The organism is Mesorhizobium sp. KR9-304 (assembly GCF_040049215.1).
Taxonomy (GTDB): Bacteria; Pseudomonadota; Alphaproteobacteria; order Rhizobiales; family Rhizobiaceae; genus Mesorhizobium_K.
The window spans coordinates 254,440-279,485 of record NZ_JBDZDN010000003.1; the positions used below are offsets into that span (position 1 = coordinate 254,440).

The 25,046-nt window shown below is 64.0% G+C and carries 21 protein-coding genes; 10 read left to right on the forward strand and 11 right to left on the reverse strand.

Annotation, left to right across the window (positions count from 1 at the left end):
• Nucleotides 1-30: 30 nt before the first annotated feature.
• The 4 genes from ABLE71_RS17465 to ABLE71_RS17480 are packed head-to-tail and all read left to right on the forward strand — an operon-like array spanning nt 31 to nt 3,924.
• A complete protein-coding gene (locus ABLE71_RS17465; RefSeq protein ID WP_348784743.1) occupies nt 31-1,221 on the forward strand; it encodes an amino acid ABC transporter permease in 1,191 nt (396 codons plus the stop codon).
• Nucleotides 1,222-1,224: 3 nt separating this feature from the next.
• The gene (locus tag ABLE71_RS17470) at nt 1,225-2,385 is read left to right on the forward strand and encodes an amino acid ABC transporter permease (protein WP_348784744.1); all 1,161 of its coding nucleotides are present in this window, start codon (nt 1,225-1,227) and stop codon (nt 2,383-2,385) included.
• 26 nt (nt 2,386-2,411) lie between these two features.
• A complete protein-coding gene (locus ABLE71_RS17475) occupies nt 2,412-3,215 on the forward strand; it encodes an amino acid ABC transporter ATP-binding protein (RefSeq protein ID WP_348784745.1) in 804 nt (267 codons plus the stop codon).
• A 34-nt stretch (nt 3,216-3,249) separates the two neighbouring features.
• Nucleotides 3,250-3,924 carry a TIGR02117 family protein gene (locus tag ABLE71_RS17480; RefSeq protein WP_348784746.1) on the forward strand — a complete coding sequence of 225 codons (675 nt, stop codon included), beginning with the start codon at nt 3,250-3,252 and terminating at the stop codon, nt 3,922-3,924.
• On the opposite strand, the gene ABLE71_RS17485 is transcribed toward ABLE71_RS17480, so the two are convergent.
• Nucleotides 3,913-5,136: an FAD-dependent monooxygenase gene (locus ABLE71_RS17485; protein WP_348784747.1), complete on the reverse strand. Its 1,224-nt coding sequence runs from the start codon at nt 5,134-5,136 to the stop codon at nt 3,913-3,915. The two genes, ABLE71_RS17480 and ABLE71_RS17485, sit on opposite strands and share 12 nt — an antisense overlap.
• Nucleotides 5,137-5,155: 19 nt before the next feature.
• The gene (locus tag ABLE71_RS17490; RefSeq protein WP_348784748.1) at nt 5,156-5,401 is read right to left on the reverse strand and encodes a zinc-finger domain-containing protein; all 246 of its coding nucleotides are present in this window, start codon (nt 5,399-5,401) and stop codon (nt 5,156-5,158) included.
• A 163-nt stretch (nt 5,402-5,564) separates the two neighbouring features.
• On the opposite strand from ABLE71_RS17490, the gene ABLE71_RS17495 reads away from it, so the two are divergent.
• Complete coding sequence (locus ABLE71_RS17495) at nt 5,565-7,772, forward strand: RNA degradosome polyphosphate kinase (RefSeq protein ID WP_348784749.1); 2,208 nt, start codon at nt 5,565-5,567, stop codon at nt 7,770-7,772.
• Entirely contained in the window at nt 7,769-9,280 is a 1,512-nt protein-coding gene (gene ppx, locus ABLE71_RS17500) for an exopolyphosphatase (RefSeq protein WP_348784750.1), read from the forward strand. Before ABLE71_RS17495 ends, ppx begins: the two co-directional genes overlap by 4 nt.
• A 7-nt stretch (nt 9,281-9,287) precedes the next feature.
• Here ppx and ABLE71_RS17505 read toward each other — a convergent pair whose 3' ends face one another.
• From ABLE71_RS17505 to ABLE71_RS17520, 4 genes are all read right to left on the reverse strand, one after another.
• On the reverse strand, nt 9,288-9,692 hold the full coding sequence (locus tag ABLE71_RS17505) for a DoxX family protein (RefSeq protein WP_348784751.1): 405 nt from the start codon (nt 9,690-9,692) through the stop codon (nt 9,288-9,290).
• A gap of 151 nt (nt 9,693-9,843) precedes the next feature.
• Entirely contained in the window at nt 9,844-10,263 is a 420-nt protein-coding gene (locus ABLE71_RS17510; RefSeq protein WP_348784752.1) for a DoxX family protein, read from the reverse strand.
• Nucleotides 10,264-10,380: 117 nt separating this feature from the next.
• Nucleotides 10,381-11,778, reverse strand: coding sequence for a class II fumarate hydratase (gene fumC, locus ABLE71_RS17515; RefSeq protein WP_348784753.1), 1,398 nt, complete (start codon nt 11,776-11,778; stop codon nt 10,381-10,383).
• Between the two features lie 458 nt (nt 11,779-12,236).
• Entirely contained in the window at nt 12,237-13,013 is a 777-nt protein-coding gene (locus tag ABLE71_RS17520) for a sulfite exporter TauE/SafE family protein (RefSeq protein ID WP_348784754.1), read from the reverse strand.
• Nucleotides 13,014-13,291: 278 nt separating this feature from the next.
• Between ABLE71_RS17520 and ABLE71_RS17525 the strand changes: the two genes are divergently transcribed.
• Nucleotides 13,292-14,683, forward strand: coding sequence for an FAD-binding oxidoreductase (locus tag ABLE71_RS17525; RefSeq protein ID WP_348784755.1), 1,392 nt, complete (start codon nt 13,292-13,294; stop codon nt 14,681-14,683).
• Between the two features lie 83 nt (nt 14,684-14,766).
• Here ABLE71_RS17525 and groL read toward each other — a convergent pair whose 3' ends face one another.
• On the reverse strand, nt 14,767-16,422 hold the full coding sequence (gene groL, locus ABLE71_RS17530) for a chaperonin GroEL (RefSeq protein WP_348784756.1): 1,656 nt from the start codon (nt 16,420-16,422) through the stop codon (nt 14,767-14,769).
• A 71-nt stretch (nt 16,423-16,493) separates the two neighbouring features.
• Nucleotides 16,494-16,790, reverse strand: coding sequence for a co-chaperone GroES (gene groES, locus ABLE71_RS17535; protein WP_348784757.1), 297 nt, complete (start codon nt 16,788-16,790; stop codon nt 16,494-16,496).
• Between the two features lie 270 nt (nt 16,791-17,060).
• On the opposite strand from groES, the gene ABLE71_RS17540 reads away from it, so the two are divergent.
• Genes ABLE71_RS17540 through ABLE71_RS17550 form a run of 3 tightly spaced genes read left to right on the forward strand, consistent with a single transcriptional unit; the run spans nt 17,061 to nt 20,280 of the window.
• The gene (locus tag ABLE71_RS17540) at nt 17,061-17,540 is read left to right on the forward strand and encodes a MarR family transcriptional regulator (RefSeq protein WP_348785143.1); all 480 of its coding nucleotides are present in this window, start codon (nt 17,061-17,063) and stop codon (nt 17,538-17,540) included.
• Nucleotides 17,537-18,688, forward strand: coding sequence for an HlyD family secretion protein (locus ABLE71_RS17545; protein ID WP_348784758.1), 1,152 nt, complete (start codon nt 17,537-17,539; stop codon nt 18,686-18,688). Before ABLE71_RS17540 ends, ABLE71_RS17545 begins: the two co-directional genes overlap by 4 nt.
• A gap of 50 nt (nt 18,689-18,738) precedes the next feature.
• Nucleotides 18,739-20,280, forward strand: coding sequence for a DHA2 family efflux MFS transporter permease subunit (locus ABLE71_RS17550; RefSeq protein ID WP_348784759.1), 1,542 nt, complete (start codon nt 18,739-18,741; stop codon nt 20,278-20,280).
• Between the two features lie 6 nt (nt 20,281-20,286).
• Here the strand turns inward: ABLE71_RS17550 and ABLE71_RS17555 are convergent, their stop codons facing one another.
• The 3 genes from ABLE71_RS17555 to ABLE71_RS17565 all read right to left on the reverse strand — a co-directional run bounded on the left by ABLE71_RS17555 (nt 20,287) and on the right by ABLE71_RS17565 (nt 25,021).
• Nucleotides 20,287-20,919, reverse strand: a complete 633-nt coding sequence (locus ABLE71_RS17555; protein ID WP_348784760.1) for a LysE family translocator — start codon at nt 20,917-20,919, stop codon at nt 20,287-20,289.
• Between the two features lie 131 nt (nt 20,920-21,050).
• Nucleotides 21,051-23,006, reverse strand: coding sequence for a pilus assembly protein (locus tag ABLE71_RS17560; protein WP_348784761.1), 1,956 nt, complete (start codon nt 23,004-23,006; stop codon nt 21,051-21,053).
• Nucleotides 23,007-23,044: 38 nt separating this feature from the next.
• Nucleotides 23,045-25,021, reverse strand: coding sequence for a pilus assembly protein (locus tag ABLE71_RS17565; protein ID WP_348784762.1), 1,977 nt, complete (start codon nt 25,019-25,021; stop codon nt 23,045-23,047).
• Between the last annotated feature and the right edge of the window lie 25 nt (nt 25,022-25,046).

Genomic DNA, 25,046 nt, shown 5'->3' on the forward strand with positions numbered 1-25,046 from the left:
CCGAGCCAAAGTCATAGGAAGGGGAACCCTGTGGCGACACAAGACATCGTCGGTGTTGGGGAGCCCGCCAAGGCTTCGCTTCTCTACAATCCGAAGGTCAGAAGCTTCGTCTTCCAGATTGTGCTGGTCCTGTTGCTGGTGGCCGGCATCTGGTGGATCGTCGACAACACGATCGAAAATATCGCGCGGTCGAACATCAAGACGGGATTCGCCTTTCTGTGGGGGCGCGCAGGCTTCGATATTTCAGACCGTCTGATCGACTACAGTTCGGACTCTTCGTTCCTGCGCGCTCTGGTCGTGGGGGTCCTGAACACCGCGGTGGTTGCCGTCACCGGCATCGTCGCCGCGACCATAATCGGCTTTCTGGTCGGCATAGGCAGGCTTTCGAAAAACTGGCTGATCCGCAAGGCAGCGACGGTCTACGTCGAGGTCTTCAGAAACATCCCGCCGCTGCTGGTCATCCTGTTCTGGTACCAGGGGGTGCTCGCGCTTCTGCCCAATGTCCGCGACAGCCTTTCGCTGCCGTTCGGCTCGTACCTGAACAATCGCGGCTTCTATTTTCCTGCCATTCTGTGGGGAAGCGGCGCGTGGCTCGTTCTGGTTGGCCTGATCGCCGGCATCGTGCTGAGCGTCTTCGTGGCCCGTCGCGCCAGGGTGCGGCAGGAGGCGACGGGTCAGCAGTTTCCGGTGTTCCTGACCAGTGTCGCGCTTGTCATCGGACTGCCCTTGCTGGCTTTCCTGCTGGCCGGCCTGCCGGCGACGCTGGAATTCCCCCAGAAGGGCAACTTCAACCTCACCGGCGGCACGAATGTGAAGCCGGAGTTCCTGTCGCTCTTCCTGGCGCTGTCGTTCTACACCGCGTCCTTCATCGCGGAGATCGTGCGCGCCGGCATTGTCGGCGTGTCGAAGGGCCAGACCGAGGCCTATTCGGCGCTTGGCCTGAGATCGGGGCAGGGGCTGAGGCTGGTGGTGGTGCCGCAGGCGATGCGCATCATCATTCCTCCGCTCACCAGCCAATATCTCAACCTCACCAAAAACTCATCGCTGGCGGTCGCCATCGGCTACCCGGACCTCTACGCGATCGGCGGCACGATCCTCAACCAGACCGGGCAGGCTATCGAGGTCGTGGTGATTTTCATGGTGGTCTATCTCAGCTTGAGCCTCGTGACGTCGGCCTTCATGAACTGGTTCAACAACAAGATGGCGCTGAAGGAGAGATGATCCATGCAGGAACATGATTCCTCCTGGGTCCGAACCGAAATGGCCCTGGCGCAGGCAGCACCGCGCGATCAGGTCGGCGCTTATGCCTGGGTGAAGAAGAACCTCTTCGCCACGCCTGTGGATTCCGTGCTTACCGTCATCGCGGTTTTGGCGATCGCATGGTTCGTTCCGCAGATCCTGAACTGGCTGTTCTTCAGCGCCATCTGGAGCGGGGCCGATCGCACGGCCTGTCTGACCGTGGACCAGGGCGGCCAGCTTCCTGCCGGTTGGTCCGGCGCCTGCTGGCCGTTCGTCAGCGGCAGGTTCGGGCAATTCATGTTCGGGCGCTATCCGTTGGAAGAGCGTTGGCGGGTCATGCTTGCCGGCATCATCTTCGTCGCGCTGCTGGCTCCGTTGCTGATCCCGCGCGTGCCCTACAAGCGGTTGAACGCCGTCCTGTTCTTCGCCGTGTTTCCGTTCATCGCCTTCTTCCTCCTGGTCGGCGGCTACTTCGGCCTGCCTTATGTCGAGACGCCGCTTTGGGGCGGGCTGATGGTCACGCTGGTGATCTCCTATGTCGGCATCGTCGTGTCGCTGCCGCTTGGCATCCTGCTGGCTCTGGGGCGGCGGTCCAAGATGCCGATCGTCAAGCTCCTGTCGGTCGTCTTCATCGAGACGATACGCGGCGTCCCGCTGGTGACCGTCCTGTTCATGGCGAGCTTCATGCTGCCGCTCTTCGTTCCGCCGGGGGTAACCTTCGACAAGTTGCTGCGCGCGTTGATCGGCGTGGCGCTGTTTTCGTCGGCCTACATGGCGGAGACCGTTCGCGGGGGTCTCCAGGCGATTCCCAAGGGCCAGTATGAAGGCGCCGATTCGCTCGGTCTCGGCTATTGGCAGAAGATGGGTTTCATCGTCATGCCGCAGGCGCTGAAACTGGTCATCCCGGGCATAGTCAACAACTTCATCGGCCTGTTCAAGGACACCACGCTGGTTTTGATCATCTCGATGTTCGATCTGCTTGGAGTCGTGAAGCAGAACATATCGGGCGACCCGACCTGGGCCACCCCGCAGACCGCCAAGACCGGCTATGTCTTTGCCGCCGCGATCTTCTGGTTGTTCTGTTTCAGCATGTCGCGCTATTCACAATACATGGAACGCCGGCTCGATACCGGCCACCGAAAATAATCAAGAAAACGAAAGGGAACCGGTCGATGGTCATCGAGAACGCAGTCAGCGCGGAGGAGATCAAGGTCGACGTCAAGAAGATGCACATCTCCGACACCGACGTCGCAATCGAGATCGTCGGCATGTCGAAGTGGTACGGCGACTTCAACGTGCTCAAGGACATCAACCTCAAGGTCATGCGCGGCGAGCGCATCGTCATCTGCGGGCCGTCGGGTTCCGGCAAGTCGACCATGATCCGCTGCATCAACCGGCTGGAGGAACACCAGAAGGGCAAGATCGTCGTCGACGGCAAGGAACTCACCAACGACCTGAAGAAGATCGACGAGGTGCGTCGCGAAGTCGGCATGGTGTTCCAGCACTTCAACCTGTTTCCCCACCTGACGATCCTGGAGAACTGCACGCTGGCGCCGATCTGGGTGCGCAAGACGCCCAAGAAGGAGGCCGAGGAGATCGCCATGCATTTCCTCAAGCGCGTGAAGATTCCCGAGCAGGCGAACAAATATCCGGGCCAGCTTTCGGGCGGCCAGCAGCAGCGCGTGGCGATCGCCCGCTCGTTGTGCATGAACCCGCGCATCATGCTGTTCGACGAGCCGACCTCCGCGCTCGATCCCGAGATGATCAAGGAAGTGCTGGAGACGATGGTCGGCCTCGCCGAGGAAGGCATGACCATGCTCTGCGTGACGCACGAGATGGGCTTTGCCCGCAAGGTCGCCAACCGCGTGATCTTCATGGACCAGGGCCAGATCGTCGAGCAGAACACGCCCGCCGAGTTCTTCGACCATCCCAGGCACGAGCGAACCAAACTCTTCCTGAGCCAGATATTGCACTGAGCGTGCCGATACGCTGAACGGAATGTGATCCCCGATGGCCAGGGTCAGCCGCTGGCTGCTCTATATCCTCGCCGCCGTGGCGTTGCTTCTGGTCGCCGGAACGCTGGTCCCCAGGCCGTTGTTTGCCGATGCCGGGACCGGCCAGGCGAGCCGGCGGATCCTGGTCATCGGCAACCCCATTCACACCGACATCGTCATCCCGATCGATGCCGGCGTGCTGGCGCGCTTCGAGCCGCTGCTGCATGCGGGGATCAAGGCGGATGCGCCGGGCGCGCGCCACCTCGTATTCGGCTGGGGCAGCCGCGCCTTCTACATCGAGACTCCGACTTGGGCTGACCTGAAGCCCGGGCCGCTGCTTTCAGCGCTCACGCTCGACGCGTCCGTCATGCATGTCGGCGTGGCGGGGACGATCGACGAGACGCAGACGCCGGTTCGGGGCTTCGATCTGACCGAAGGGGAATTCGAACGTCTGCTGGCCTTCATCCAGGCCAGCTTCCGGAGCGGTGCGGACGGACCAATCCCAATTCCGGATTCGGCTTATGGCGAATTTGACGGCTTTTTCGAAGCCGAGGGGCATTTCAACGCTCTTCTCGGCTGCAACACCTGGGCGGCGGCGGCATTGCGCGAGGCCGGGCTGCGGACGGGCTGGTGGAATCCGCTGCCGCAGACGCTGGGCATGTCGCTCGACCTGCACAACTCACAGTTTTAGCGCGGGCGGCTTCCAGCCGTAGAGCCAGTCGAGGCCGGTGGCGAGCTTTTCCGGGCCGCGCATGCGCAGGAAAAGGTTGCGCGTCGCCGCGACTGGCCCGGCGGCGTGCCACGCCATCCTGTTCAGCCTGCCGCGGCGCGCTACGCGTTCGATGCGCCTACGCCTTTCCCGCTCCCAGGTTGCGAGCGCATCGGCGACGCTGTCGGGCCGGGCGAGCACATGGCCGGCGAGCGTCTCGGCATCCTCGATCGCCATCGCCGCCCCCTGCGCGGCATAGGGCGTCATCGCATGCGCGGCGTCGCCGATCAGCGCTATGCCGCCGGGCGCGGTCCAGGAGCCGCCCAAAGGCATCGTATGAAGCGGCCACACCATCCATTCGCCGTCATCGTCGGCGAGCTTCGACAGCGCCGGCGCGGTTCGCCGCATCGCGGTCTTGAGTACCTTGGTGTCCATCGTGCCGGACCAGGTCTCGCTCATCGACGTGCCGCGCGTGAAAGCGACGAGATTGAGCGCAGCACCTCCGCGGACCGGATAGGTGATCAGGTGGAAACCGGGGGCTAGGAAGGCGGTGACGACGCCGCCGATGCCGAGCTGGGCCAGCGAACGCCCGGCAGGGCTTTCGGCCCGGATAGTCCTGCGCCAGGCGACCTGGCCCGCAAAGCGGCTTTTCCCGCGGTCGCCGACCAGCCGGCGCAGATCCGACCAGACGCCGTCCGCCACGACCAGCAGCATGCCGGCCGTCTGCTCGATGCGGCCGGCGATCTCGACCGATACGGTCACGCCGAGCGGATGCGGTGTCGCGTCCCGGACGGTCGCCCCTGTCGTCAGCTGAATTCCGGGCTCGCGGCCGACATGCGCCAGCAAGGCACCTTGCAGGTCGGCGCGGTGGGCGGTGAGATAAGGCGCCTTCCAGCGCCATTCGGCCGCCGCGCCGAGCTGCACGCGGCCGAGTTCAGCCAGGCTGGAGGCATCGCGCATGACGACGGCGTCCGGCCGCACGGCGGCGTGGCGAAGCCCCGGCAGCACGCCGAGACGGTCGAGGATGCGCGTGGCGTTCGGCGACAGCTGGAGGCCGGCCCCGACCTCGTCGAGCCGCTGCGCGCGCTCGAACACCCTGACCGGATAGCCGCGAACGGCGAAGGCAAGCGCCGCCGTCAGGCCGGCAATGCCGGCGCCGGCGATGATGATCTGCCGAGAGCGCGCCTCAGCCATGAGCGTTCGTCGGGCCCGATCAGGCCGCGCGGTCGAGGTAGGTGCAGTTTCCCGGACGCGTCTCGTCCGCCCTGAGCGCTGGATCGTAGCGATAGAGCGTGGAGCAATAGGGGCAGACCTTTTCGTCATCCGCGCCCATGTCGAGATAGACATGCGGATGATCGAACGGCGGATTGGCTCCGACGCACATGAATTCCTTCACGCCGATGTCGATCGCGGCGTGGCCAGCATCGTTCTGGAAGTGGGGAATGGAACCGCCCGCCATGTCATGCTCCCTCAGCCTCTATCAACCATTTCCGCCGATAGCGTTTGTCCCATAACCTGATGCTTTGCAAGCCGCATGAAATCAAACTGTCGCAAAACCCTGCCAGAGGGTAGATTGCGCCGGATATCGGCTAAGAACATGGAAATCAGGGGCGAATGACCAGATGAGCGAGTTGAAGCCGGCGCAGAGCGAGTTTACCGCCGTTGCAACGGCCGACGGTGACGGCGTCGGGAACCCCGACCGCTTCGTCAACCGCGAGTTCTCGTGGCTGCAGTTCAATCGCCGCGTGCTGGAGGAATCGCAGAATACCTCCCATCCGTTGCTCGAGCGTGTGCGCTTCCTGTCCATATCGGCGGCCAACCTCGACGAGTTCTTCATGGTGCGTGTAGCTGGCCTTGCCGGCCAGGTGCGCGAGGGGATTTCACTGCGCAGCCCCGATGGCCGCACTCCCGAGCAGCAGCTCGAGCAACTCCTGGTCGAGGTAGGGCGGCTGCAGGAGGACCAGCAGAAAAGCCTGTCCAACCTGGCCGTCCTGCTGCGGAAGGAGGGCATTGAGACCATCGCCGTGGACCAACTGTCCAAGGACGAGATCGCCTGGCTGGAAGATCATTTCCTGGAGCAGATCTTTCCGGTGCTGACCCCGTTGTCGATCGACCCCGCGCATCCGTTTCCGTTCATTCCCAACCTCGGCTTCTCGATCGCGCTGCAGCTGCGTCACCTCAAGAACGGCGAGGGCATGTCGGCGCTTCTGCGCCTGCCGACGGCGCTGAGGCGCTTCATCCGGTTGCCTGACCGCAAGGCGGAAATCCGCTTCATCCCGATCGAGCAGACGGTCGGCCTGTTCATAGGCAAGCTGTTCCCGGGCTACGAGGTCAAGGGTTCCGGAACGTTCCGCATCATCCGCGACAGCGATATCGAGGTCGAAGAGGAATCCGAGGACCTCGTGCGGCTCTTCGAGACGGCATTGAAGCGCCGCCGCCGCGGTTCGGTGATCCGCATCGAATTCGACAGCCAGATGCCCGAGGAGCTGCGCGACTTCGTGGCAGGCGAGCTGGGCGTGGCCGCAAACCGCATCAGCGTGCTGACCGGTCCGCTGGCGGTCAACCAGATTTCCGAGATCGTCGCCGTGCCGCGGGACGATCTCAAGTTCACCCCTTACAATCCGCGGTTCCCCGAGCGAATCCGCGAACATGGCGGCGACTGCTTTGCGGCAATCCGCGAGAAGGACATCATCGTCCACCACCCATACGAATCATTCGATGTGGTGGTGCAGTTCATTCGCCAGGCCGCGGCCGATCCGGAAGTGGTGGCGATCAAGCAGACGCTCTACCGCACCTCCAACGACAGCCCCGTGGTGCGCGCGCTGGTCGATGCGGCGGAGGCCGGCAAATCGGTCACAGCACTGGTCGAGCTCAAGGCGCGGTTCGACGAGGAAGCGAATATCCGCTGGGCGCGCGACCTCGAACGCGCCGGGGTCCAGGTCGTGTTCGGGTTTCTGGAGCTCAAGACGCACGCCAAGATGTCGATGGTGGTGCGGCGCGAGGACGGCAAGCTGCGCAACTACGTGCATCTGGGCACCGGCAACTATCATCCGATCACCGCGCGCATCTATACCGACCTGTCCTTCTTCACGACCGACCCGCTGATCGCGCGCGACGTGGCTCAGATCTTCAATTTCATCACCGGCTATGCCGAGCCTGCCGAGACCATGCGGTTGGCGCTGTCGCCCTATACGCTGCGCAGCCGCATCCTCGGCCACATCAAGGACGAGATCGGCCACGCGCAGGCGGGCCGACCGGCCAAGATATGGATGAAGATGAATGCGCTCGTCGATCCCATTGTTATCGACGCGCTTTACGACGCGAGTCGAGCCGGCGTCGACATCGATCTGGTCATCCGGGGCATATGCTGCCTGCGCCCGCAGGTGCCGGGCCTGTCGGAAAACATCCGCGTCAAATCGATCGTCGGACGTTTCCTGGAGCACAGCCGCATTTTCTGTTTCGGCAACGGCCATGGCCTGCCGTCCGACGACGCCATCGTCTACATCGGCTCCGCCGACATGATGCCGCGCAATCTCGACCGCCGGGTCGAGACGCTGGTGCCGATCACCAACCAGACTGTGCATGAACAGATACTGGGCCAGATCATGCTCGGAAACATAATGGACAACCAGCAAAGTTTTGAAGTATTGCCCGACGGCACCTCGCGGCGGATCGCGCTCGACGAGGGCGAGGAACCGTTCAACGCGCAGGAATATTTCATGACCAACCCTAGCCTGTCCGGACGGGGCGACGCGCTGAAATCGCATGCGCCCAAGCAGATCGCGCAGTTCAAGCGGCGCAAGAAGGCTGGCGTGTCCCAGAGCGGATGATTTCCCTTTCGCAGGGGCGGCTGCAGGATCGCAGGCCGCTCGCGATCATCGACATCGGGTCGAACTCGATTCGTCTCGTCGTCTATGAAGGCATTGCGCGTTCGCCGACCGTACTCTTCAACGAGAAGATGCTGGCGGGCCTCGGCCGCGGAATAGTCTCGACCGGCAGGCTCGATCCGGAAGCCGTGACGCGCTCGATGGAGGAGTTCCGGCGTTTCCGCGCGCTTTCCGAGCAGTCGGGGGCCGATGAGCTGCATGTGATCGCGACCGCCGCCGCGCGCGAGGCAGAGAACGGCCCGGATTTCATCCAGCGCGCCGAAGCCGTGCTCGGCACGGAGATTCGCGTGCTGTCGGGCCGCGAGGAAGCCTATTACTCCGCGCTCGGCGTCATCTCGGGCTTCCACCCGGCCGACGGCGTCGCCGGCGACCTTGGCGGCGGCAGCCTCGAACTGGTCGACGTCAAGGGCGAAACGATAGGCGACGGCATAACGCTGCCGCTCGGCGGCCTGCGCCTGCAGGACATGGCGAAGAATTCCTATGCGACAGCCACCAGGATCGCACGCGAGCAGATCGCCAAGGCTTCCCTACTGAAAGCCGGCGCGGGGCGCCCGTTCTACGCCGTCGGCGGCACCTGGCGAAACCTCGCCCGGCTGCACATGATCACCACCAATTATCCGCTCGCTGTGATGCATCACTATGAGATGAACATCGCGAGCTCGGTTCCATTCCTGCAGAAGGTGGCGCGCGGCGACATCGACAAGATCAAGGGCATCGAAGGCGTGTCGAAGGCCCGTCGCGCGTTGCTGCCGTACGGCGCGATCGTGCTTCTGGAGATCATCGCCGCGATGCAGCCCTCGCAGATCGCCGTTTCGGCGCTCGGCGTGCGCGAGGGTTTCCTCTATTCCCTGCTGCCCGAGGACGAGCGGCGGGCGGACCCCCTGATCTCGGCGTCCGAGGAACTGGCGCTGCTGCGCGCCCGTTCGGTGACCCATGCCCGCGAGCTTGTCGACTGGACGGCCGCGGCGCTTGCCGCATTCGGTATCGTCGAAACCGAGGAAGAGGCGCGCTACAGGCACTCCGCCTGCCTGCTTGCCGATATCGGCTGGCGGGCCCACCCGGAGTATCGCGGCACGCAGTCGCTGAACATCATCGCGCATGCGTCCTTCATCGGCGTCGATCACCCCGGACGGCTGTTTCTCGCGCTGGTCAACGCATTCCGCAATGACGGCGTCTTCAACGACGCGGTCGCGCCCGAACTCAAGGCGCTGGCGACGCCGCGCTACGTCGACCGGGCACGGCTGCTGGCGGCCATGATGCGCGTGGTCTACCTGCTGACGGCGTCGATGCCGGGCGTGATGCCGCGGCTGAGGTGGGAAAAGCGCGACGGAGGCGCACTTGCGCTGGTCATCCCGTCGGAAATCGCCGGGCTTTACGGCGAGCGGCCGGTCGGCCGGCTGGCGCAGCTAGCGAGGATTTCAGGACGCAAGCTCGAACTCGCCGTCGTCTGATCCGAACTCATCGGCGGCGCCGCGCATCCACCGACCACGCTCCGGCGCCGGCGACGGCAAGCGCGAGGAATCCGCCGGCGATCGCCACGTCCTTCATCAGCGCCTGGCTGTGCATGAAGGCGAGCGTCGCATCCTCGCCGCCCTGGCCGTAGTGGCCGATGAAGCCGGCAGCGACGCTGAAGGCTGCGAGCAGCAGGGCCGTGGCTCGCGTTCCAAACCCGAGCACGATCAACCCGCCGGCGGCGAGCTCGAACAGGCATGTCGCCCAGGCGACGAAAGAAGGGGCGGGGAAGCCGAGCGAAGAAAAGTAGCCGGTGGCGCCGGCCATGTCGCGCAGAGCGGAAAAGCCGGAAACGAGAAAAAGGAAAGCCAGTAAAAGTCGGGCCGCCAGAAGTGAAGCATCGGCCGGCATGAAGACCTCCCACGCCATGTGGGCGGCATGCCGCTCACGCCGCCATCATAGGCGCTAACGGCGAGGCGTGGACAAATTTTCCGACGAATCTTCCAGCGCAACGAAAAAGCCCGGATCGCTCCGGGCTTTTGCCGATGTCTGTCTTGTTCGATCAGCCTCGGCGGCCGTCGACCGAAAGAGCGCCCGCGCCGACCGCGGCAAGGACCAGCAGGCCGCCCACGATTGCGAAGTTCTTCTGGAAAAACAGGAACTGCGTCATGTCGGCGAAGTTCAGATGCGCGACCAGAGTGGCAGCGATAGTGAAGGCGCCGAGAGCCAACGCGGCAATGCGGGTCTGGAAGCCGACGACAATGGCGAGACCACCGACGAGTTCAAGCAGGCCGACCAGGACCGCGACGATGGTCGGCGCGGGCAGGCCGATGCTGCCGAACCAGCCGGCGGTTCCGGCGATGTCGGTGAGCTTGGCGAAGCCGGCCAGAACGAACATGGCTGCGAGCAGGATGCGGCCGACCAGAATTGCGAGCGAAGTGCTGCTGCCGGACTGGCTGGCGGTAATGGAAGTGGTGGACATCTCGGTTCTCCGTTGAGGATGGGGACTCTGTGCCGCACATATACGCGGCCCCCTCCGTTCACAGAAGGTACCTATCTCCTGACACTTCGTTCACAAAAGGAAGAATATTCCAATCCGTCAGCCGGGGTGGATCATATCTTCCGGGCGGACGATCCGGTCGTAATCCTCCGGCGTCACCAGCCCTGTCTTCAGCGCCTCCTCGCGAAGCGTCGTGCCGTTCCTGTGCGCGGTCTTGGCGATCTTGGCGGCATTGTCGTAGCCGATGGTCGGGGCGAGCGCGGTGACCAGCATCAGCGAACGCTCGAGCGCCGCCTTGATGTTGTCCTCGCGCGCGACGATGCCGACGACGCAATTGTCGGTGAAGGAGACGGCGGCATCCGCCAGGAGCTGCACCGACTGCAGGAAGTTGTAGGCCATCACCGGGTTGTAAACGTTGAGCTCGAAATGCCCCTGGCTGCCGGCGAACGAAATCGACGCGTTGTTGCCGAACACCTGGATGCAGACCTGGGTCAGCGCCTCGCACTGGGTCGGGTTGACCTTGCCCGGCATGATCGAGGAGCCGGGCTCGTTCTCGGGCAGCGAAAGCTCGCCAAGGCCGGAACGCGGGCCGGAGCCCAGCAGGCGGATGTCGTTGGCGATCTTGAAGAGCGAAGCGGCCACGGTGTTGATGGCGCCGTGGGTGAAGACCATGGCGTCGTGCGCGGCCAGCGCCTCGAACTTGTTCGGCGCCGAGGTGAAGGGGAGGTGGGTGATAGCGGCGATCCGCTCGGCGACCTTGTCGGCGAAGCCGACCGGCGCGTTGAGGCCGGTACCGACGGCGGTGCCGCCTTGCGCGAGCTGCATCAGCGCGGGCAATGTCAGCTCGATGCGGGCGATGCCGTTCTCGACCTGCTGCGTGTAGCCGGAAAACTCCTGGCCCAGCGTCAGCGGTGTGGCGTCCTGCGTGTGAGTGCGGCCGATCTTGATGATCTTCGCCCATGCTTGGGTCTTGTCGTTCAGCGCGTTGCGCAGCTTCCGCAGCGCCGGCAGCAGGCGGTGGTGGATCTCTTCCACGCAGGCAATGTGCATGGCCGTCGGGTAGGTGTCGTTGGACGACTGGCTCATGTTGACGTGGTCGTTCGGGTGGACAGGCTTCTTCGAGCCCATCTCGCCGCCAAGCATCTCGATGGCGCGGTTCGAAATGACCTCGTTGGCGTTCATATTGGACTGCGTGCCAGAACCCGTCTGCCACACGACCAGCGGGAAATGCGCGTCGAGCTTGCCCTCGATCACTTCCTGGGCGGCCTTGACGATGGTCGAACCGAGCTTGGGATCGAGGCGGCCGAGGTCCATGTTGACCTCGGCGGCGGCCCGCTTGACGACGCCGAGGGCGCGCACGATCGAGGCGGGCTGCTTCTCCCAGCCGATCTTGAAATTGCCGAGCGAGCGCTGCGCCTGCGCGCCCCAGTAGCGGTCGGCCGGAACCTCGATGGGGCCAAACGTGTCGGTCTCGGTTCGGTGCGTCGTCTTGGCCACTGGCGGTCTCCGTCTGGTGTCGGCATGGGCGTATCCCGTTGGCCGGAAGGCTTCAAGCGCTGAGTGGGTGCGTATGATGGGCAAATCGGTTGAATGTCCCCGGGGGCAAGCTTCTCCATCGCTATAGGCCGTTTCCGGTCTGGCTTTTGGTTCTTGTTGCCCATGACCCGGCTGTCCGGCCCGGTTTCGCCAGTCGGGCGGAATAGGCAGTCAGGGAGCACGGTCGGGCGTTCGCCTCTGCGCCGGCCGGAAACAAGAACGCCTCCCGCACCTGTGACAGTGCTGGAGGCGTCCTTTTGTCCTTTGGCTGTCTCTTAAACTGCCTCGGACAACACAATAATGCGCGTCCAGGGCAAAGGTTCCGAGGCCAGTGGAATTATTTCGACGATTTCCGGCGAACGGCAGCCGCGGGTAAGCCATGTCCATCTGACGGGTCGCAGGGATCCCAGATGAGATGTTTAGACCAGGCCCAACAACTGCAGCAACTGCCATCCCGCGATCAGCACGATGAGCGATCCGACCAGCCGCAGAAGCAGCGTCTCGTCGAGATTCTTGACCATGAAGCCGGCGAGCGGGGCGGCGAACACGCCGCCGACGATCAACCCGGCGACCGCCGTCAAGTGCTCGGTGACATCGCCGCCGTCGCTCCAATGGCCGCTGACGAGGGCTAAGAGGAACGTCAGCGACACCGACAAGGTGATGAGGAACTCGGCCGCGTTGACGGTCCCGATGACATATCGCGGCGTGCCGCCGGCCCCGAGCAGTCCCGTCGTGACAATGGGTCCCCATCCGCCGCCGCCGGCGGCGTCGAGAAAGCCGCCGCAGAGCCCGAGCGGCGGCACGATGGCGGCATGCACCGGCTTGCCGGGAATGCGGCGAAAGGACCGCAGCACCAGCCATGCGCCGACCAGCGACAGATAGGCCGTGACGACGGGCTTCATGACGCCGGCGTCGATCGAGGTCAGCACGTAGGCGCCGAGACAGCCGCCGGCGATGCCGAAAGGGGCGAGGCGCCAGAACAGCTTCCAGTCGATGTTGCGGTGGTAGAGGTGGGCCGAGCCCGAGGCCGCGGTGGTGAAGAGTTCCGCCGCGTGCACGGACGCCGAGGCATGGGCCGGCGGCACGCCGAAGGCGAGCAGCGTCGTCGTCGAAATGACGCCGTAGGCCATGCCGAGCGCGCCGTCGACGGCCTGGGCCAGAAATCCGACGACGGCGAAGAGCACGAATTCTTCCATTTACACCCCTGTCGAGCGCGCGGAGCCTATAGGCGCGCTGTCAGGCGGCCAAGCCATGGACGGAACGGCACAGCACGCCGCAGGAGAACGCAATGCTAGGACACGGCGGAAAAATGAAAGGCGTTTTCGCGGCGCGACGAGCGCGCATACTTCGGAGCCGAGACGACTGGCAAGGCAAAACAAATGCGGTGAGGGCCGAATCGTCCCTGGATAGTCAATCCATGATATGGTGATGCGTTGGACTGCAGTGACGGGGAAATTGTCTTTGGGAGGACAAAATGGCGAAGACGGAGCTTCAGAACCGTAGTGGCACCCGCATTGACTCTGGAAAAATCGACGAATTTGGCGCCACCTTGGCCGGAAAGCTGATCCGGCCGACCGACCCCGACTACGACACCGCACGCAGGATCTGGAACGCCGCGATCGACAAGCATCCGGGCCTGATTGTGCGCTGTCTCGGCGTAGCCGATGTGGTTCAAGCAGTGAAGTTCGCCGCTGCGAACGATCTCCTCGTCGCGGTACGCGGCGGCGGTCACAACGTTGCCGGCCGCGCGCTGTGCGACAACGGCGTCGTGATCGATCTCGCCGCCATGCGGGGCGTGTTGGTTGATCCCGACACGCGCACGGTGCGCGTGCAAGGCGGCGCGACGCTCGGCGACCTCGACCGTGAAACCCACCTGCACGGGCTTGCGGTGCCGATGGGCGTCGTTTCCAGAACGGGCGTTGCGGGGCTGACGCTCGGTGGCGGCGTTGGCTGGCTGGTGCGCAAGCATGGGCTGAGCTGCGACAACGTTGTTTCGTTCGAAGTGGTGACGGTCAAGGGCGAGGTGGTGACCGCGAGCGCCGACAAGCACCCCGATCTATTCTGGGCATTGCGCGGCGGCGGCGGGAATTTCGGCATCGTGACTTGTTTCACGTTCAAGGCGCAGCCGGTGTCGACCGTGCTTGGCGGCCTGCTGGTGCATCCTCGCGACAGAGCCGGCCAGATGCTCCGCTTCTACCGCGACTTCATGGCCACCGCGCCGGAGGAATTGACCGTCTACGCAGCGATACTGACCACGCCGGACGGCATGCCCGCCGTCGCGATGATCGTCTGCTGGAGCGGCGACCCGGTCGAAGGCGAACGTGTGTTGGCGCCGCTGCGCGCATACGGTCCGCCGCTGCTGGACGCAGTGCAGCCGATGCCGTTCCCGGCGATGCAGCAGTTGCTGGATGGGGCGTTTCCCAACGGCACCTACAATTATTGGAAGGCGAGCTTCGTGCCGAAACTCGGCGAGGCGGTCATCGACCTTCTGGTGGAGCACGGCAATTTGATGCGGTCTCCGCTGTCGGCCGTTGTCGTGGAATTCTACGGCGGCGCGCCGGGCAGGGTCGGCGCAAGCGAGTCCGCTTTCGCTCAGCGCGAGGCAGAGTTCAATATCGGGATCATGGCGCAGTGGACCGATCCCGCCGAGACGGCCGCGCATGTCGCCTGGGTGCGGGACGCTTACGACGCCTTCGAACCGCATTCGAGCGGCATGCATCTGCTGAACTTCCAGAGTGAAGCCGGCGACGACGTGGTGCGTGCGGCTTTCGGCAAGAACTACGCGCGGCTCTCAGAAGTGAAACGGAAATACGATCCGGCCAACTTCTTCAGCCTCAACCAGAATATAAGCGCGGCAGCGCCCTAACAACGCCGGTCGAGGCGGGCGGACATACAAAAAAGGGCGACCCGAGGGCCGCCCTTTCCGTATCCGTAGGCTGATGGGCTGGATTAGAAATCCATGCCGCCCATGCCGCCCATGCCGCCGCCGCCCATGCCGCCCGGCATGCCGCCGCCAGCAGAGTCCTTCTTCGGAGCTTCGGCGATCATGGCCTCGGTGGTGACGAGCAGGCCGGCGACCGAAGCCGCATCCTGCAGCGCGGTGCGAACGACCTTGACCGGGTCGACGATGCCCATGGCGATCATGTCGCCATACTCGCCGGTCTGGGCGTTGTAGCCGAAGGTCGCGCCCTTGTTCTCGAGGATCTTGCCGGCAACGATCGATGCTTCCGCACCGGCGTTCGACGCGATCTGACGGGCCGGAGCCTGCAGCGCGCGGCGCACGATGGCGATGCCGGCGGTCTGGTCGGAGTTGGCGCCGACGGCCTTGATGGTCAGCGAAGCGCGCAGAAGCGCTACGCCGCCGCCGGGCACGATGCCTTCTTCGACGGCCGCGCGGGTCGCGTTGAGGGCGTCATCGACGCGGTCCTTCTTTTCCTTGACCTCGATCTCGGTCGCACCGCCGACGCGGATGACGGCAACGCCGCCAGCCAGCTTGGCGAGACGCTCCTGGAGCTTCTCGCGGTCGTAGTCGGAGGTGGTCTCGTCGATCTGCTGCTTGATCTGGGCGACGCGGCCCTGAATCTCGGCCTTCTTGCCGGCGCCGTCGACGATGGTGGTGTTCTCCTTGGAGATCGACACCTTCTTGGCGCGGCCGAGCATGTTGAGGCCGACGTTCTCGAGCTTGATGCCGAGGTCTTCGGAGATGACCTGGCCGCCGGTGAGGATGGCGATGTCTTCCAGCATGGCCTTGCGGCGATCACCGAAGCCCGGCGCCTTCACGGCGGCGATCTTCAGGCCGCCACGCAGCTTGTTGACGACCAGCGTGGCCAGAGCCTCGCCTTCGACGTCTTCCGAGATGATGACCAGCGGCTTCGAGGTCTGAACGACGGCCTCGAGGATCGGCAGCATGGCCTGCAGGTTGGAGAGCTTCTTCTCGTGGAGAAGGATGTAGGCGTCTTCCAGATCCGCAACCATCTTGTCGGCGTTGGTGACGAAGTAGGGGCTGAGGTAGCCGCGGTCGAACTGCATGCCTTCGACGACTTCGAGCTCGGTCTCGGCGGTCTTGGCTTCCTCGACCGTGATGACGCCCTCGTTGCCGACCTTCTGCATCGCTTCCGCGATCATTGAGCCGACCGAAGCGTCGCCGTTGCCGGCGATGGTGCCGACCTGGGCAACCTCTTCCGAGGTCTTGATCTTCTTGGCATTCTTGATGAGGGTCGCGACGACGTCGGCGACAGCGAGGTCGATGCCGCGCTTCAGGTCCATCGGGTTCATGCCGGCGGCAACCGCCTTGTGGCCTTCCTGGACGATCGACTGGGCCAGAACGGTCGCGGTCGTGGTGCCGTCACCGGCGATGTCGTTGGTCTTCGAAGCGACTTCGCGGACCATCTGTGCGCCCATGTTCTCGAACTTGTCCTCAAGCTCGATTTCCTTGGCAACGGTGACGCCGTCCTTGGTGATGCGCGGTGCGCCGAACGACTTGTCGATGACGACGTTGCGGCCCTTGGGGCCGAGCGTGACCTTCACGGCATCGGCGAGGATGTTAACGCCGCGCAGCATGCGCTCGCGGGCGTCGCGGGAGAATTTTACGTCTTTAGCAGCCATTTTCAGCTCCTGATATCTGCTTCAGCGGGGCTCAGGCCCTTGAATTCAGATGTGAATGAATAGGTTGGCGATCAGCCGATGATGCCCATGATGTCGGATTCCTTCATGATCAGAAGGTCTTCGCCATTGAGCTTCACCTCGGTGCCCGACCACTTGCCAAACAGGACGCGGTCGCCTGCCTTGACGTCGAGCGGCACCAGCTTGCCGGCTTCGTCGCGGGCGCCCGAGCCGATGGCGATGATCTCGCCTTCCTGGGGCTTTTCCTTCGCAGTATCGGGAATGATGATCCCGCCCTTGGTCTTCTCTTCGGATTCGACGCGGCGAACGACCACGCGGTCATGCAGCGGCCGGAACTTCGACTTTGCCATTGTTTTCGATCCTCGTGCGGATGTTTGAGAGTCCTCCGTCCGGCGCCGCAGCAACGGCGGGGCCAGACTTGTTAGCACTCACTAGAGGCGAGTGCTAACGTGGCGCTGAGATAGGCGCTTGAGGTTTTGCTGTCAAGAAATTCTGGGCTCCGTTTGCGGCTTTTTGTCGGACGCCACGCAGACGGCGCATTTTGCCGCGGTGCAATATTTTTCCTGGGTCGCGCGGTGTGCGACCTTGTGTCGTGAGCATGCTTATAATATATGCCGCTCATGAATACCGACGGCATAGACAGGCTAGGCTTCCTGATTCACGATTCGGCGCGGCTGCTTCGCAAGCGTTTCGAGACGAAGGGCAGCGCGTATGGCCTTTCGGCGGCGCAGTGGCGGCTGATGGTGCGGCTGGTCAAGGAAGAAGGCGTCGCCCAGGCGCGGCTTGCCGAACTCCTTGAAATCGAACCGATCAGCGTGTCCCGGCTGCTCGACCGGATGGAGGAGGGCGGCTGGATAGAACGCCGCCAGGACGCAGGCGACCGCCGCGTACGGATGATTTTCCCGACCGACAAGAGTCGTGAAGCCTTCGCCGCGATCAAGAGCGTGGCGGGAGAGGTTTACGACCTGGCGCTGGCGGGTCTGACGGGGGAGGAAAAACAGGTCCTGGTCAAGGGCCTGAACGCGATCATCACCAACCTATCCGACGGCGAGACGCCGGCGGCGGACCAGACAGTTACCGCAAAAGGCAATGCAGCATGAATGCCGTGGCTAAAGTCAAAGAAGACGCCGCCGAGGTCGAGCTCGACAATCCGTCCGCGCCAGCCGCCTTGCACATGGAGGCCGCGCCTGCGCCGGCCAGGCCAAAACGCAGTCGCCGCACGCTCATGATGCTTGTCGTGCCTCTCGCGCTCGCCGCCGGCGGCAGCTATGTCTGGCTGACCGGGGGCCGCTACCAGGAGACCGAGAACGCCAACCTTCGCCAGGCGACGGTCACGGTCGCTTCTGAGGCGTCCGGCCGGATCGTCGAGGTCGACGTCGCCGACAATGCCGAGGTGAAGGCCGGCGACACGCTCTTCGTCGTCGACCCCGAGCCCTACCGCATCGCGCTGTCGCAGGCCGACGCAGCACTTGCCGCCGCCCGGTTGAACGTCGAGCAGCTTCGCGCCGCCTACGGCCAAGCGGTGGCCCAGGAGCGGGTGGCAGCCAGCGAGGTGACATATCTGAAGTCGCAGTTCGACCGCGCTGCGGGCCTAGCGAAAAAGGGCATCAGCGCTCAGTCCTCGCTCGACGAGGCGCAGCGCGACCTCGAACGCGCCGAGGAGCAGCACAGGGCGGCCCAGCAGGGCATCGAGAGCGCCCGCGCCGCGCTGGGCGGCGATCCCGACATCGCGACCGACAGGCACCCGAGCGTGCTCGCCGCTCTGTCGACGCGCGACAAGGCTGCCTTCGATCTCGCGCAGACCACCGTGCGCGCGCCGGCCGACGGGGTGATCAGCCAGGCATCGTCGTTCAAGGTCGGCCAGTACGTTGCGGCCGGCACGCCGTTGTTCATGCTGGTCGAGACCGGCGACACCTGGGTCGAGGCGAACTTCAAGGAAACGCAGCTCACCAACATGAAGCCGGGCCAGACCGCCGAGGTGACGCTCGACACCTATCCGGGCGTGCCGTTCCACGCCACGGTAGAGAGCATCGGCGCAGGCACCGGCGCGGAGTTCTCGCTGCTGCCGGCGCAGAACGCCACCGGCAACTGGGTGAAGGTGACCCAGCGCATCCCGGTGCGGCTGAAGCTCGATACGGACGGCAAGGATGTTCCGGTTCGCACCGGCATGAGCGCGAGCGTCGAGGTCGACACCAAGGTCCAACACACTCTGGCCAGCCTCTTCGGCACGGCGGCCGCCGCGGAATAAGGCCGCCGTCACTCCGGCCCGCCCGGTCAAGAAGTCAGAAACCCGGAACCATGTTCGAAGTCAGGGCGATAGACCCTCACAACGTCCCGCATCGCGGGCTGATCACCGTCGCGATCATGCTCGCGACGGTGATGCAGGTGCTCGACACCACGATCGCCAACGTCGCCCTGCCGACGATGACGGGCGACCTCGGCGCGTCGGCCGACACGATCAACTGGGTGCTGACCTCCTACATCGTCGCGGCGGCGATTATGACGCCGGTGACCGGCTGGCTTGCCGACCGGTTCGGACGCAAGGAGCTGTTCCTCACCACAGTAGTCGGCTTCACCGTGATGTCGATGCTTTGCGGGGTGTCGTGGAGCCTGGAAAGCATGGTGGCCTTCCGCGTTCTGCAAGGCCTGTTCGGCGCGGCCATCGTGCCGCTGTCGCAGACCTTCCTGCTCGACATCAACCCCAAGGAACGTCACGGCTCGGCGATGGCTCTGTGGGGTGCGGGCATCATGGTCGGGCCGATCATCGGCCCCACTCTCGGCGGCTGGCTGACGGAAAGCTTCAACTGGCGCTGGGTATTCTTCATCAACCTGCCGGTCGGCATCATCGCCGTCGCCGGCATGCTGATCTATCTGCCCGCCATCGGCAGACGGCTGCGCGGCTTCGACTTCTTCGGCTTCGCCATGCTGTCGCTCGGCGTCGGCGCGCTGCAGCTGGTGCTCGACCGCGGTGCCGAGGTGGACTGGTTCTCGGCGGCCGAAATCTGGATCGAACTCGGCCTGACGCTGACCGGCTTTTGGGTTTTCATCGTGCATACGGTGACGGCCGAACATCCCTTCATCGACCCGAAGATATTCGCCGACCGGAATTTCGTGACCGGGCTGGTTTTCATCTTCGTCATCGGCATCATCCTTTTGGCGAGCCTGGCGCTGCTGCCGCCGATGCTGTCGCGCATCTTCGACTATCCGACCATCACCACCGGCATCATCATGGCGCCGCGCGGCGTCGGCACGATGGTGTCGATGATCGTCGTCGGCCGCATCATCCAGAAGGTGGATGCTCGCTATCTCGTCGTGCTCGGGCTAGTCCTGACGGCGTACTCGCTCTACGCGATGACCGGCTTCACGCCGCAGATGGACAGCTACCTGATCATCGAGACCGGCATCGTGCAGGGGCTGGGCCTCGGACTGGTGTTCGTGCCGCTGTCGACAGTCGCCTTCGCCACGCTCGAGGCGCGCTTCCGGACGGATGCTGCGAGCCTGTTCAGCCTGGTGCGCAATCTCGGCTCGTCGATCGGCATCTCGGTGGTGACGGTCGTGCTGGCGCGCAACCTGCAGATCAATCACGCCGAACTGGGCGCGGGCATGACGCCGTTCAACCGGAACCTGATCGAAGCCTCCCCGCTTGCCGCCGCGGGCGATCCGGCCTCGCTGATGCGGATCGACGGGCTGGTGAACATCCAGGCGCTGATGATTTCCTACATCGACGACTTCAAGCTGATGATGATCGTCACGCTCTGCGCGATCCCGCTGGTGTTCCTGCTGCGGAAACCCGCCCCGGTTCAGTCGGCAGCCGGCGCGCCCGCAGCCCATATGGACTGAAGCCGATCAGCGCTGCGCGTCGGTCGCCATGCGCAGCGCCAGTCCGACCAGCACCGTGCCCATCAGCCAGCGCTGGATCAGAAGCCAGAGCGGCCGGCCGGCGAGCAAGGTTGCGATCGAGCCGGCCATGACGGCGATGATCGCGTTGACGGTTATGCTGGTGGTGATCTGGACGGCGCCGAGGGCCAGCAACTGCGTGAGCACGCTGCCGCGTTCGGGATCGACGAATTGCGGCAGCAGCGACAGGTACATGACCGCGACCTTCGGGTTGAGCAGGTTGGTCATCAGCCCCATCATGAACAGCCTGCGCGGGCTGTCGGGCGCCAGCCGGCGGACCTGGAACGGCGAGCGCCCGCCGGGCCGCAGCGCCTGCCAGGCGAGCCAGAGCAGGTAGAGCGCGCCGCAGATGCGCAGCGCGTCGTAGGCATAGGGTACAGCGAAGACAAGCGCTGTGATGCCGAACGCGGCGAAGAGGATGTAGAAGACGAAGCCGAGAGCTACGCCGGCAAGCGAGATCAGGCCCGCCGCCGGCCCCTGCGAGAGCGAACGCGAGGTCAGGTAGATCATGTTCGGGCCGGGCGTCAGCACCATGCCTAGCGCAACGAGCCCGAAGGCGGCAAGCGTGCTGATTTCGGGCATTGGTCCTCGGCGACGCCGCGAATGGCCGCGGCGGCAAGGACTATTACGTGCGGAACCTGAACTGCCGCAGGGTCAGTGAGACGGCAACGGTTGCACCAGGCCGGTTTCCGGTGAGGCTGGCGTAGGCGGCGTCAGCCGACGATGCGCAGGTTCGACAGCTCGTCGGCGATTTCCTTGAACTTTTCGGAGAGGTTCGAGCCGGTGGCGTTGAAGTAGAGCTTGGCGGGCTTGCTGGGGTCGGCCGGATCCTTGCGGAAGCGCGAATCCGACGCGCATTTCTTCAGCGCCTCGATCGCCTTGTTCTCGCCGGCGTCGCTGGTGCTGAGGTCGAGCGATACCGTCATCATCAGCACGTTGGCGGCCTTGGCGTTGTCGCAGACCTTTTCCATCTGCTCGTTCAGCGCATTCGTGTAGTTGGACGACGAATAGTCGTACTGGCCGATCGCGCCGCTGGTCCCCATGAACATTCGGGTCGTGCCCGTGCCGTTGTAGCCCTGGCCGGTATAGCCATAGGCGGCGTAGGTCGACTTGTTGCCGGCGGGATCGCTGTTCGGCACCGAATAGGTGTTGGCGCCGTCGGTGAGCACGATGATCACCTTGTCGTTGCCTTTTTCGGACTCCGCACGTCCGCCTGTGAAAGGCGCCGTGCTGGAGATTGTGCGCCAACCCCAGGCCGTGCCCTCGGGAACGTTGGTGTTGCCGCTGGCGGCCATCTTGTCGATCGCCGCCTTGATCGTATCCAGGCCTTCCTGGTTGGTGACGTCGGTAAGCGGCGTGATCGGCGTCGACGTGCAACTGTAGCTCGGTCCGCTGCCCTGCGGCGACGTCGCGCCGTAGGGGCGGACATCGAAATATTTCTTCATGTTCTTCTGGCGTGTCTCGCCGGAAATGCTCTCGGTGCCGTCGTTCCACCAGTTGTTGGCGGCGCTGTAGCTGTCCTTGTTCTGACCCTCGACGTCCCATCGGTCGCCCGGCTCGTCGGGAGCGAACATCGGCACGAACATGGTCGCCGGATCGCCGAAGCCGATGCCGGTGTTGGCGGTGCCGCCCTGGGCCGGCGCGTCATTGACGTTGTAGGGGTAGGGACGTGCCTCGACGCAGCCCTGCCAGCTCGCATAGGTCGAGATCGTCTCGTCGTAGTAGCCCGTCTCCCGCCACTCGCCGCTGCGGCACGTGCCATTGGACCGGTAACGCGTACAGACATATTCCTGGCCGGTGACGACCCATTCGCGATCGCTGACCCTCTGCATGTCCTGGTAGAGCGAAAAGCGGGAGAGGATGCCGTTCTCGTCCGCTCCCCAGCCGGTGCCCTTCTTGTACCAGATGCCGCCGATCTTTTCGGCGCGCTTGTCGGGATCGTCGACCTTGGTCCAGTCGAAATTCTCGTGATGGACGGGCGACAGCCCTTCGACATCCATCCACTCCGCGACCGCATTGCCGGGACCGACATTGACCGAGGCGGCGAACGGCACCAGCGAGAACTGCACCGGCTTGGCGACCTGCTTGATCTGAGCGGCCTGCAGCGCCAGCGTGTCGACGAGCTGCTTGGCCGCCGTCTTCAACAGCGCGAGCCGCTTCTGGCCCGAACCCGAGCCATAGAAGTCCATCGATCCCGAATTGTCGAGCACGAGCGCCACCTCAAGCGTGTTCTTGAGGCGGATCTCGCTATTCGCCGCGAAGGTGATCTCCTTGTTACGCTCGTCGGCTGGCTTGCCGAGCATACCGAGGAAGGACGGCAGGAAATACGGCTTGTAGTTCAGCACCGCCGACATCTTCAGCGTGCCACCGCCGAACTGATTGTTCGGCAGGACGACGGTGAGTTCGGTATCGGCCGGGTCGACCGGCCCGAGATTGGCCTCGAAGAACTCGTTTGCATAGATGAGCAGCGCCTCGTCGGAGGCTCCGCTCGCCACCTGGCGGGCAGTTGCCAGGCCGGCCGCGTCGAGAGCGTTGACGGTGGCCTGCTTCTGCCGGTTCATCTCGCTGAAGTCGACCGCGACCGCAATGCTGCCCATGATCGGCAGCATGGCGATCCCCGTCAGTATCGCATAGTTGCCGCCGCGGTCCCGCAGAAATTCCAGTATCATTCTTGGCGACCCCCGCCGCGGCTGCGAAATGCTGTTTGTTACCCGACGATGCGAAGGTTGGAGAGTTCGTCCGCGATTTCCTTGAACACCGTGGACAGCGTGGCGCCGGTCGCGTTCCAGAAGAGCTTGGCCGGGTTGCCGTCCTCCCCCTTGCGGAAGCGCGAATCCGATGCGCAGGTCTTCAGTTCGGTAATCTGCTTCTGGTCGGCGGTCTGGGTTTCATCGAGGTCGAGCGCGACGGTCATCATAAGGATGTTCGAGCCTTTCGCATTTGCGCAGATTGCTCGCATTTGCTGATCGAGCGCCGACTGATAGTTGGTTGAGGTATAAGTCGTCTGGCTGACGGTCGTGCCCTTGTAAAGCCGGGAAGTCGGTTCGCTCGCCGCGAACTTGTGCCCGACGTAGCCGTAGGCGGCGTATGTCGACTTGTTGCCGGCGTAGTCGTTGCCGCCCTGGTCGCCATAGGTGTTGGCGCCGTCGGTGAGAACGATGACGACCTTGTCGTTGCCCTTCTCCGTGTTTTCGCGGCCCTCGGTGAAGGGTTCGTTGCTGGACAGGGTCCGCCAGCCCCAGGCGGTGCCTTCCGGGACGTTGGTGTTGCCGGTCGGCTGCATGGCGTCGATTGCGGTGGTGATAACGGTCTTGCCGGCTGCGACGGTGACGTCCGTGAGCGGTGTGATCGGGCTCGTCGTGCAGGAGAAGTTCGGGCCGTAACCGGAGCCGGCGCTGGACGAGCCGTAGGGCTTGACGCGGAAATATTTGCGCGCGTCCCATTGACGCGGTTGAGCGGTCGTATCCGCCCAGTCGGCCCACCAGTTGTTGCTGTATCCGAACGTGTCGCCGTTCAGCTCGTTCGTGCTTGTATCATGGTCCAGATCGCGCCAGCGATGCCCGGCTTCGTCCGGTGCGAACATCGGCACAAAAAGCGTTGCAGGAGTGCCGCTGGTGGGTGTCGTGTCGTTGGTGTTGTACGGATAGGGCCGAGCTTCGACACAGCCCTGCCACGAAGCGAATTTGCTTGTGGTGTAGGTGTAGTCCGGTGCGGTCCAGTAGCCTTCGCGGCAGGTGCCGTTGAGCCTGTAGCGCGTGCAGATGTATTCCCTGGAGTTTGGCACTTCCTCGCGACCGGATTCGATCAGCATGTCGGCATAAAGGCTGAAGCGCGTCAGCGGGTTGTCTTCCGCGTCGGCCCAGCCCGTGCCGCGCTTGTACCAGACGTCGCCGACCTTCTCGGCCCAGCGATCGCCGAGCTGCGCCCGGTTTGCGTAGGTCAGCTGAGACCAGTCGAGGTTTTCGTGATGCATCGGCGAAATGCCGAGCGTGTCCATCCAGTCCTTTTCGTCCTTGTCCGGGCCTATATTGACTGAAGCAGAGAACGGCACGAGGGCGAACTGGACGGGTTTCTCGATCTGCTTCATCTGCGACGCCTGCTTCGCGAGCGTCTCGACCAGCTCCTTGGACGCTTTTCTGAGAAGCGCGATGCGCTTCTCGCTCGTGCCCGCGCCGTACTGGTCCATCGAGCCCGAATTATCGAGCACGAGGGCAACTTCGAGCGTGTTTTTCAGGCGGATCTCCGCTTCGGCCGTGAAGTCGACGTTCGACGACGACGACGACTTGCCGATTAGCATCGCTGCGGCCGGCACGAATTTCGGCTCGTAGGTCAGGTCCGCCGTGAGCTTGAGCGTACCGCCGCCGAAGTTGTTGTTGGGCAGAAGCACCGTCAGCGTGGTGTTGGCGGGGTTCACGGCGCCGAGATTGGCCTCGAAGAAATCTTCGGCGTACTTCTTGATCTCCGCGTCGTAGACCTCTGGGTTCGTGGAGTCGGAACTGCCGCTGGCGATATAACGCGCGGTTGCGATGCCCGCGGCGTCGAGCGCGGCCATTGTCAACGACCGTTGGCGCGTCAGTTCGGTGTAATCGATCGCTATCGCGAGCGCGCCCATGATGGGCACCATCGAAATCGCCGTCAGCAACAGGTAGTTGCCGCGGACATCCTTCAAAAACCTGCGGAACATGCCCAAGCGCCCCTGCTTGATTGGT

Coding starts and splice junctions, on each gene's coding strand:
- ABLE71_RS17470 (WP_348784744.1), top strand. CDS start 1,225: ATGCAGGAACATGATTCCTCCTGGGTCCGAACCGAAATGGCCCTGGCG.
- ABLE71_RS17475 (WP_348784745.1), top strand. CDS start 2,412: ATGGTCATCGAGAACGCAGTCAGCGCGGAGGAGATCAAGGTCGACGTC.
- ABLE71_RS17480 (WP_348784746.1), top strand. CDS start 3,250: ATGGCCAGGGTCAGCCGCTGGCTGCTCTATATCCTCGCCGCCGTGGCG.
- ABLE71_RS17485 (WP_348784747.1), bottom strand. CDS start 5,136: ATGGCTGAGGCGCGCTCTCGGCAGATCATCATCGCCGGCGCCGGCATT.
- ABLE71_RS17490 (WP_348784748.1), bottom strand. CDS start 5,401: ATGGCGGGCGGTTCCATTCCCCACTTCCAGAACGATGCTGGCCACGCC.
- ABLE71_RS17495 (WP_348784749.1), top strand. CDS start 5,565: ATGAGCGAGTTGAAGCCGGCGCAGAGCGAGTTTACCGCCGTTGCAACG.
- ppx (WP_348784750.1), top strand. CDS start 7,769: ATGATTTCCCTTTCGCAGGGGCGGCTGCAGGATCGCAGGCCGCTCGCG.
- ABLE71_RS17505 (WP_348784751.1), bottom strand. CDS start 9,692: ATGCCGGCCGATGCTTCACTTCTGGCGGCCCGACTTTTACTGGCTTTC.
- ABLE71_RS17510 (WP_348784752.1), bottom strand. CDS start 10,263: ATGTCCACCACTTCCATTACCGCCAGCCAGTCCGGCAGCAGCACTTCG.
- ABLE71_RS17520 (WP_348784754.1), bottom strand. CDS start 13,013: ATGGAAGAATTCGTGCTCTTCGCCGTCGTCGGATTTCTGGCCCAGGCC.
- ABLE71_RS17525 (WP_348784755.1), top strand. CDS start 13,292: ATGGCGAAGACGGAGCTTCAGAACCGTAGTGGCACCCGCATTGACTCT.
- groL (WP_348784756.1), bottom strand. CDS start 16,422: ATGGCTGCTAAAGACGTAAAATTCTCCCGCGACGCCCGCGAGCGCATG.
- groES (WP_348784757.1), bottom strand. CDS start 16,790: ATGGCAAAGTCGAAGTTCCGGCCGCTGCATGACCGCGTGGTCGTTCGC.
- ABLE71_RS17540 (WP_348785143.1), top strand. CDS start 17,061: ATGAATACCGACGGCATAGACAGGCTAGGCTTCCTGATTCACGATTCG.
- ABLE71_RS17545 (WP_348784758.1), top strand. CDS start 17,537: ATGAATGCCGTGGCTAAAGTCAAAGAAGACGCCGCCGAGGTCGAGCTC.
- ABLE71_RS17550 (WP_348784759.1), top strand. CDS start 18,739: ATGTTCGAAGTCAGGGCGATAGACCCTCACAACGTCCCGCATCGCGGG.
- ABLE71_RS17555 (WP_348784760.1), bottom strand. CDS start 20,919: ATGCCCGAAATCAGCACGCTTGCCGCCTTCGGGCTCGTTGCGCTAGGC.
- ABLE71_RS17560 (WP_348784761.1), bottom strand. CDS start 23,006: ATGATACTGGAATTTCTGCGGGACCGCGGCGGCAACTATGCGATACTG.
- ABLE71_RS17565 (WP_348784762.1), bottom strand. CDS start 25,021: ATGTTCCGCAGGTTTTTGAAGGATGTCCGCGGCAACTACCTGTTGCTG.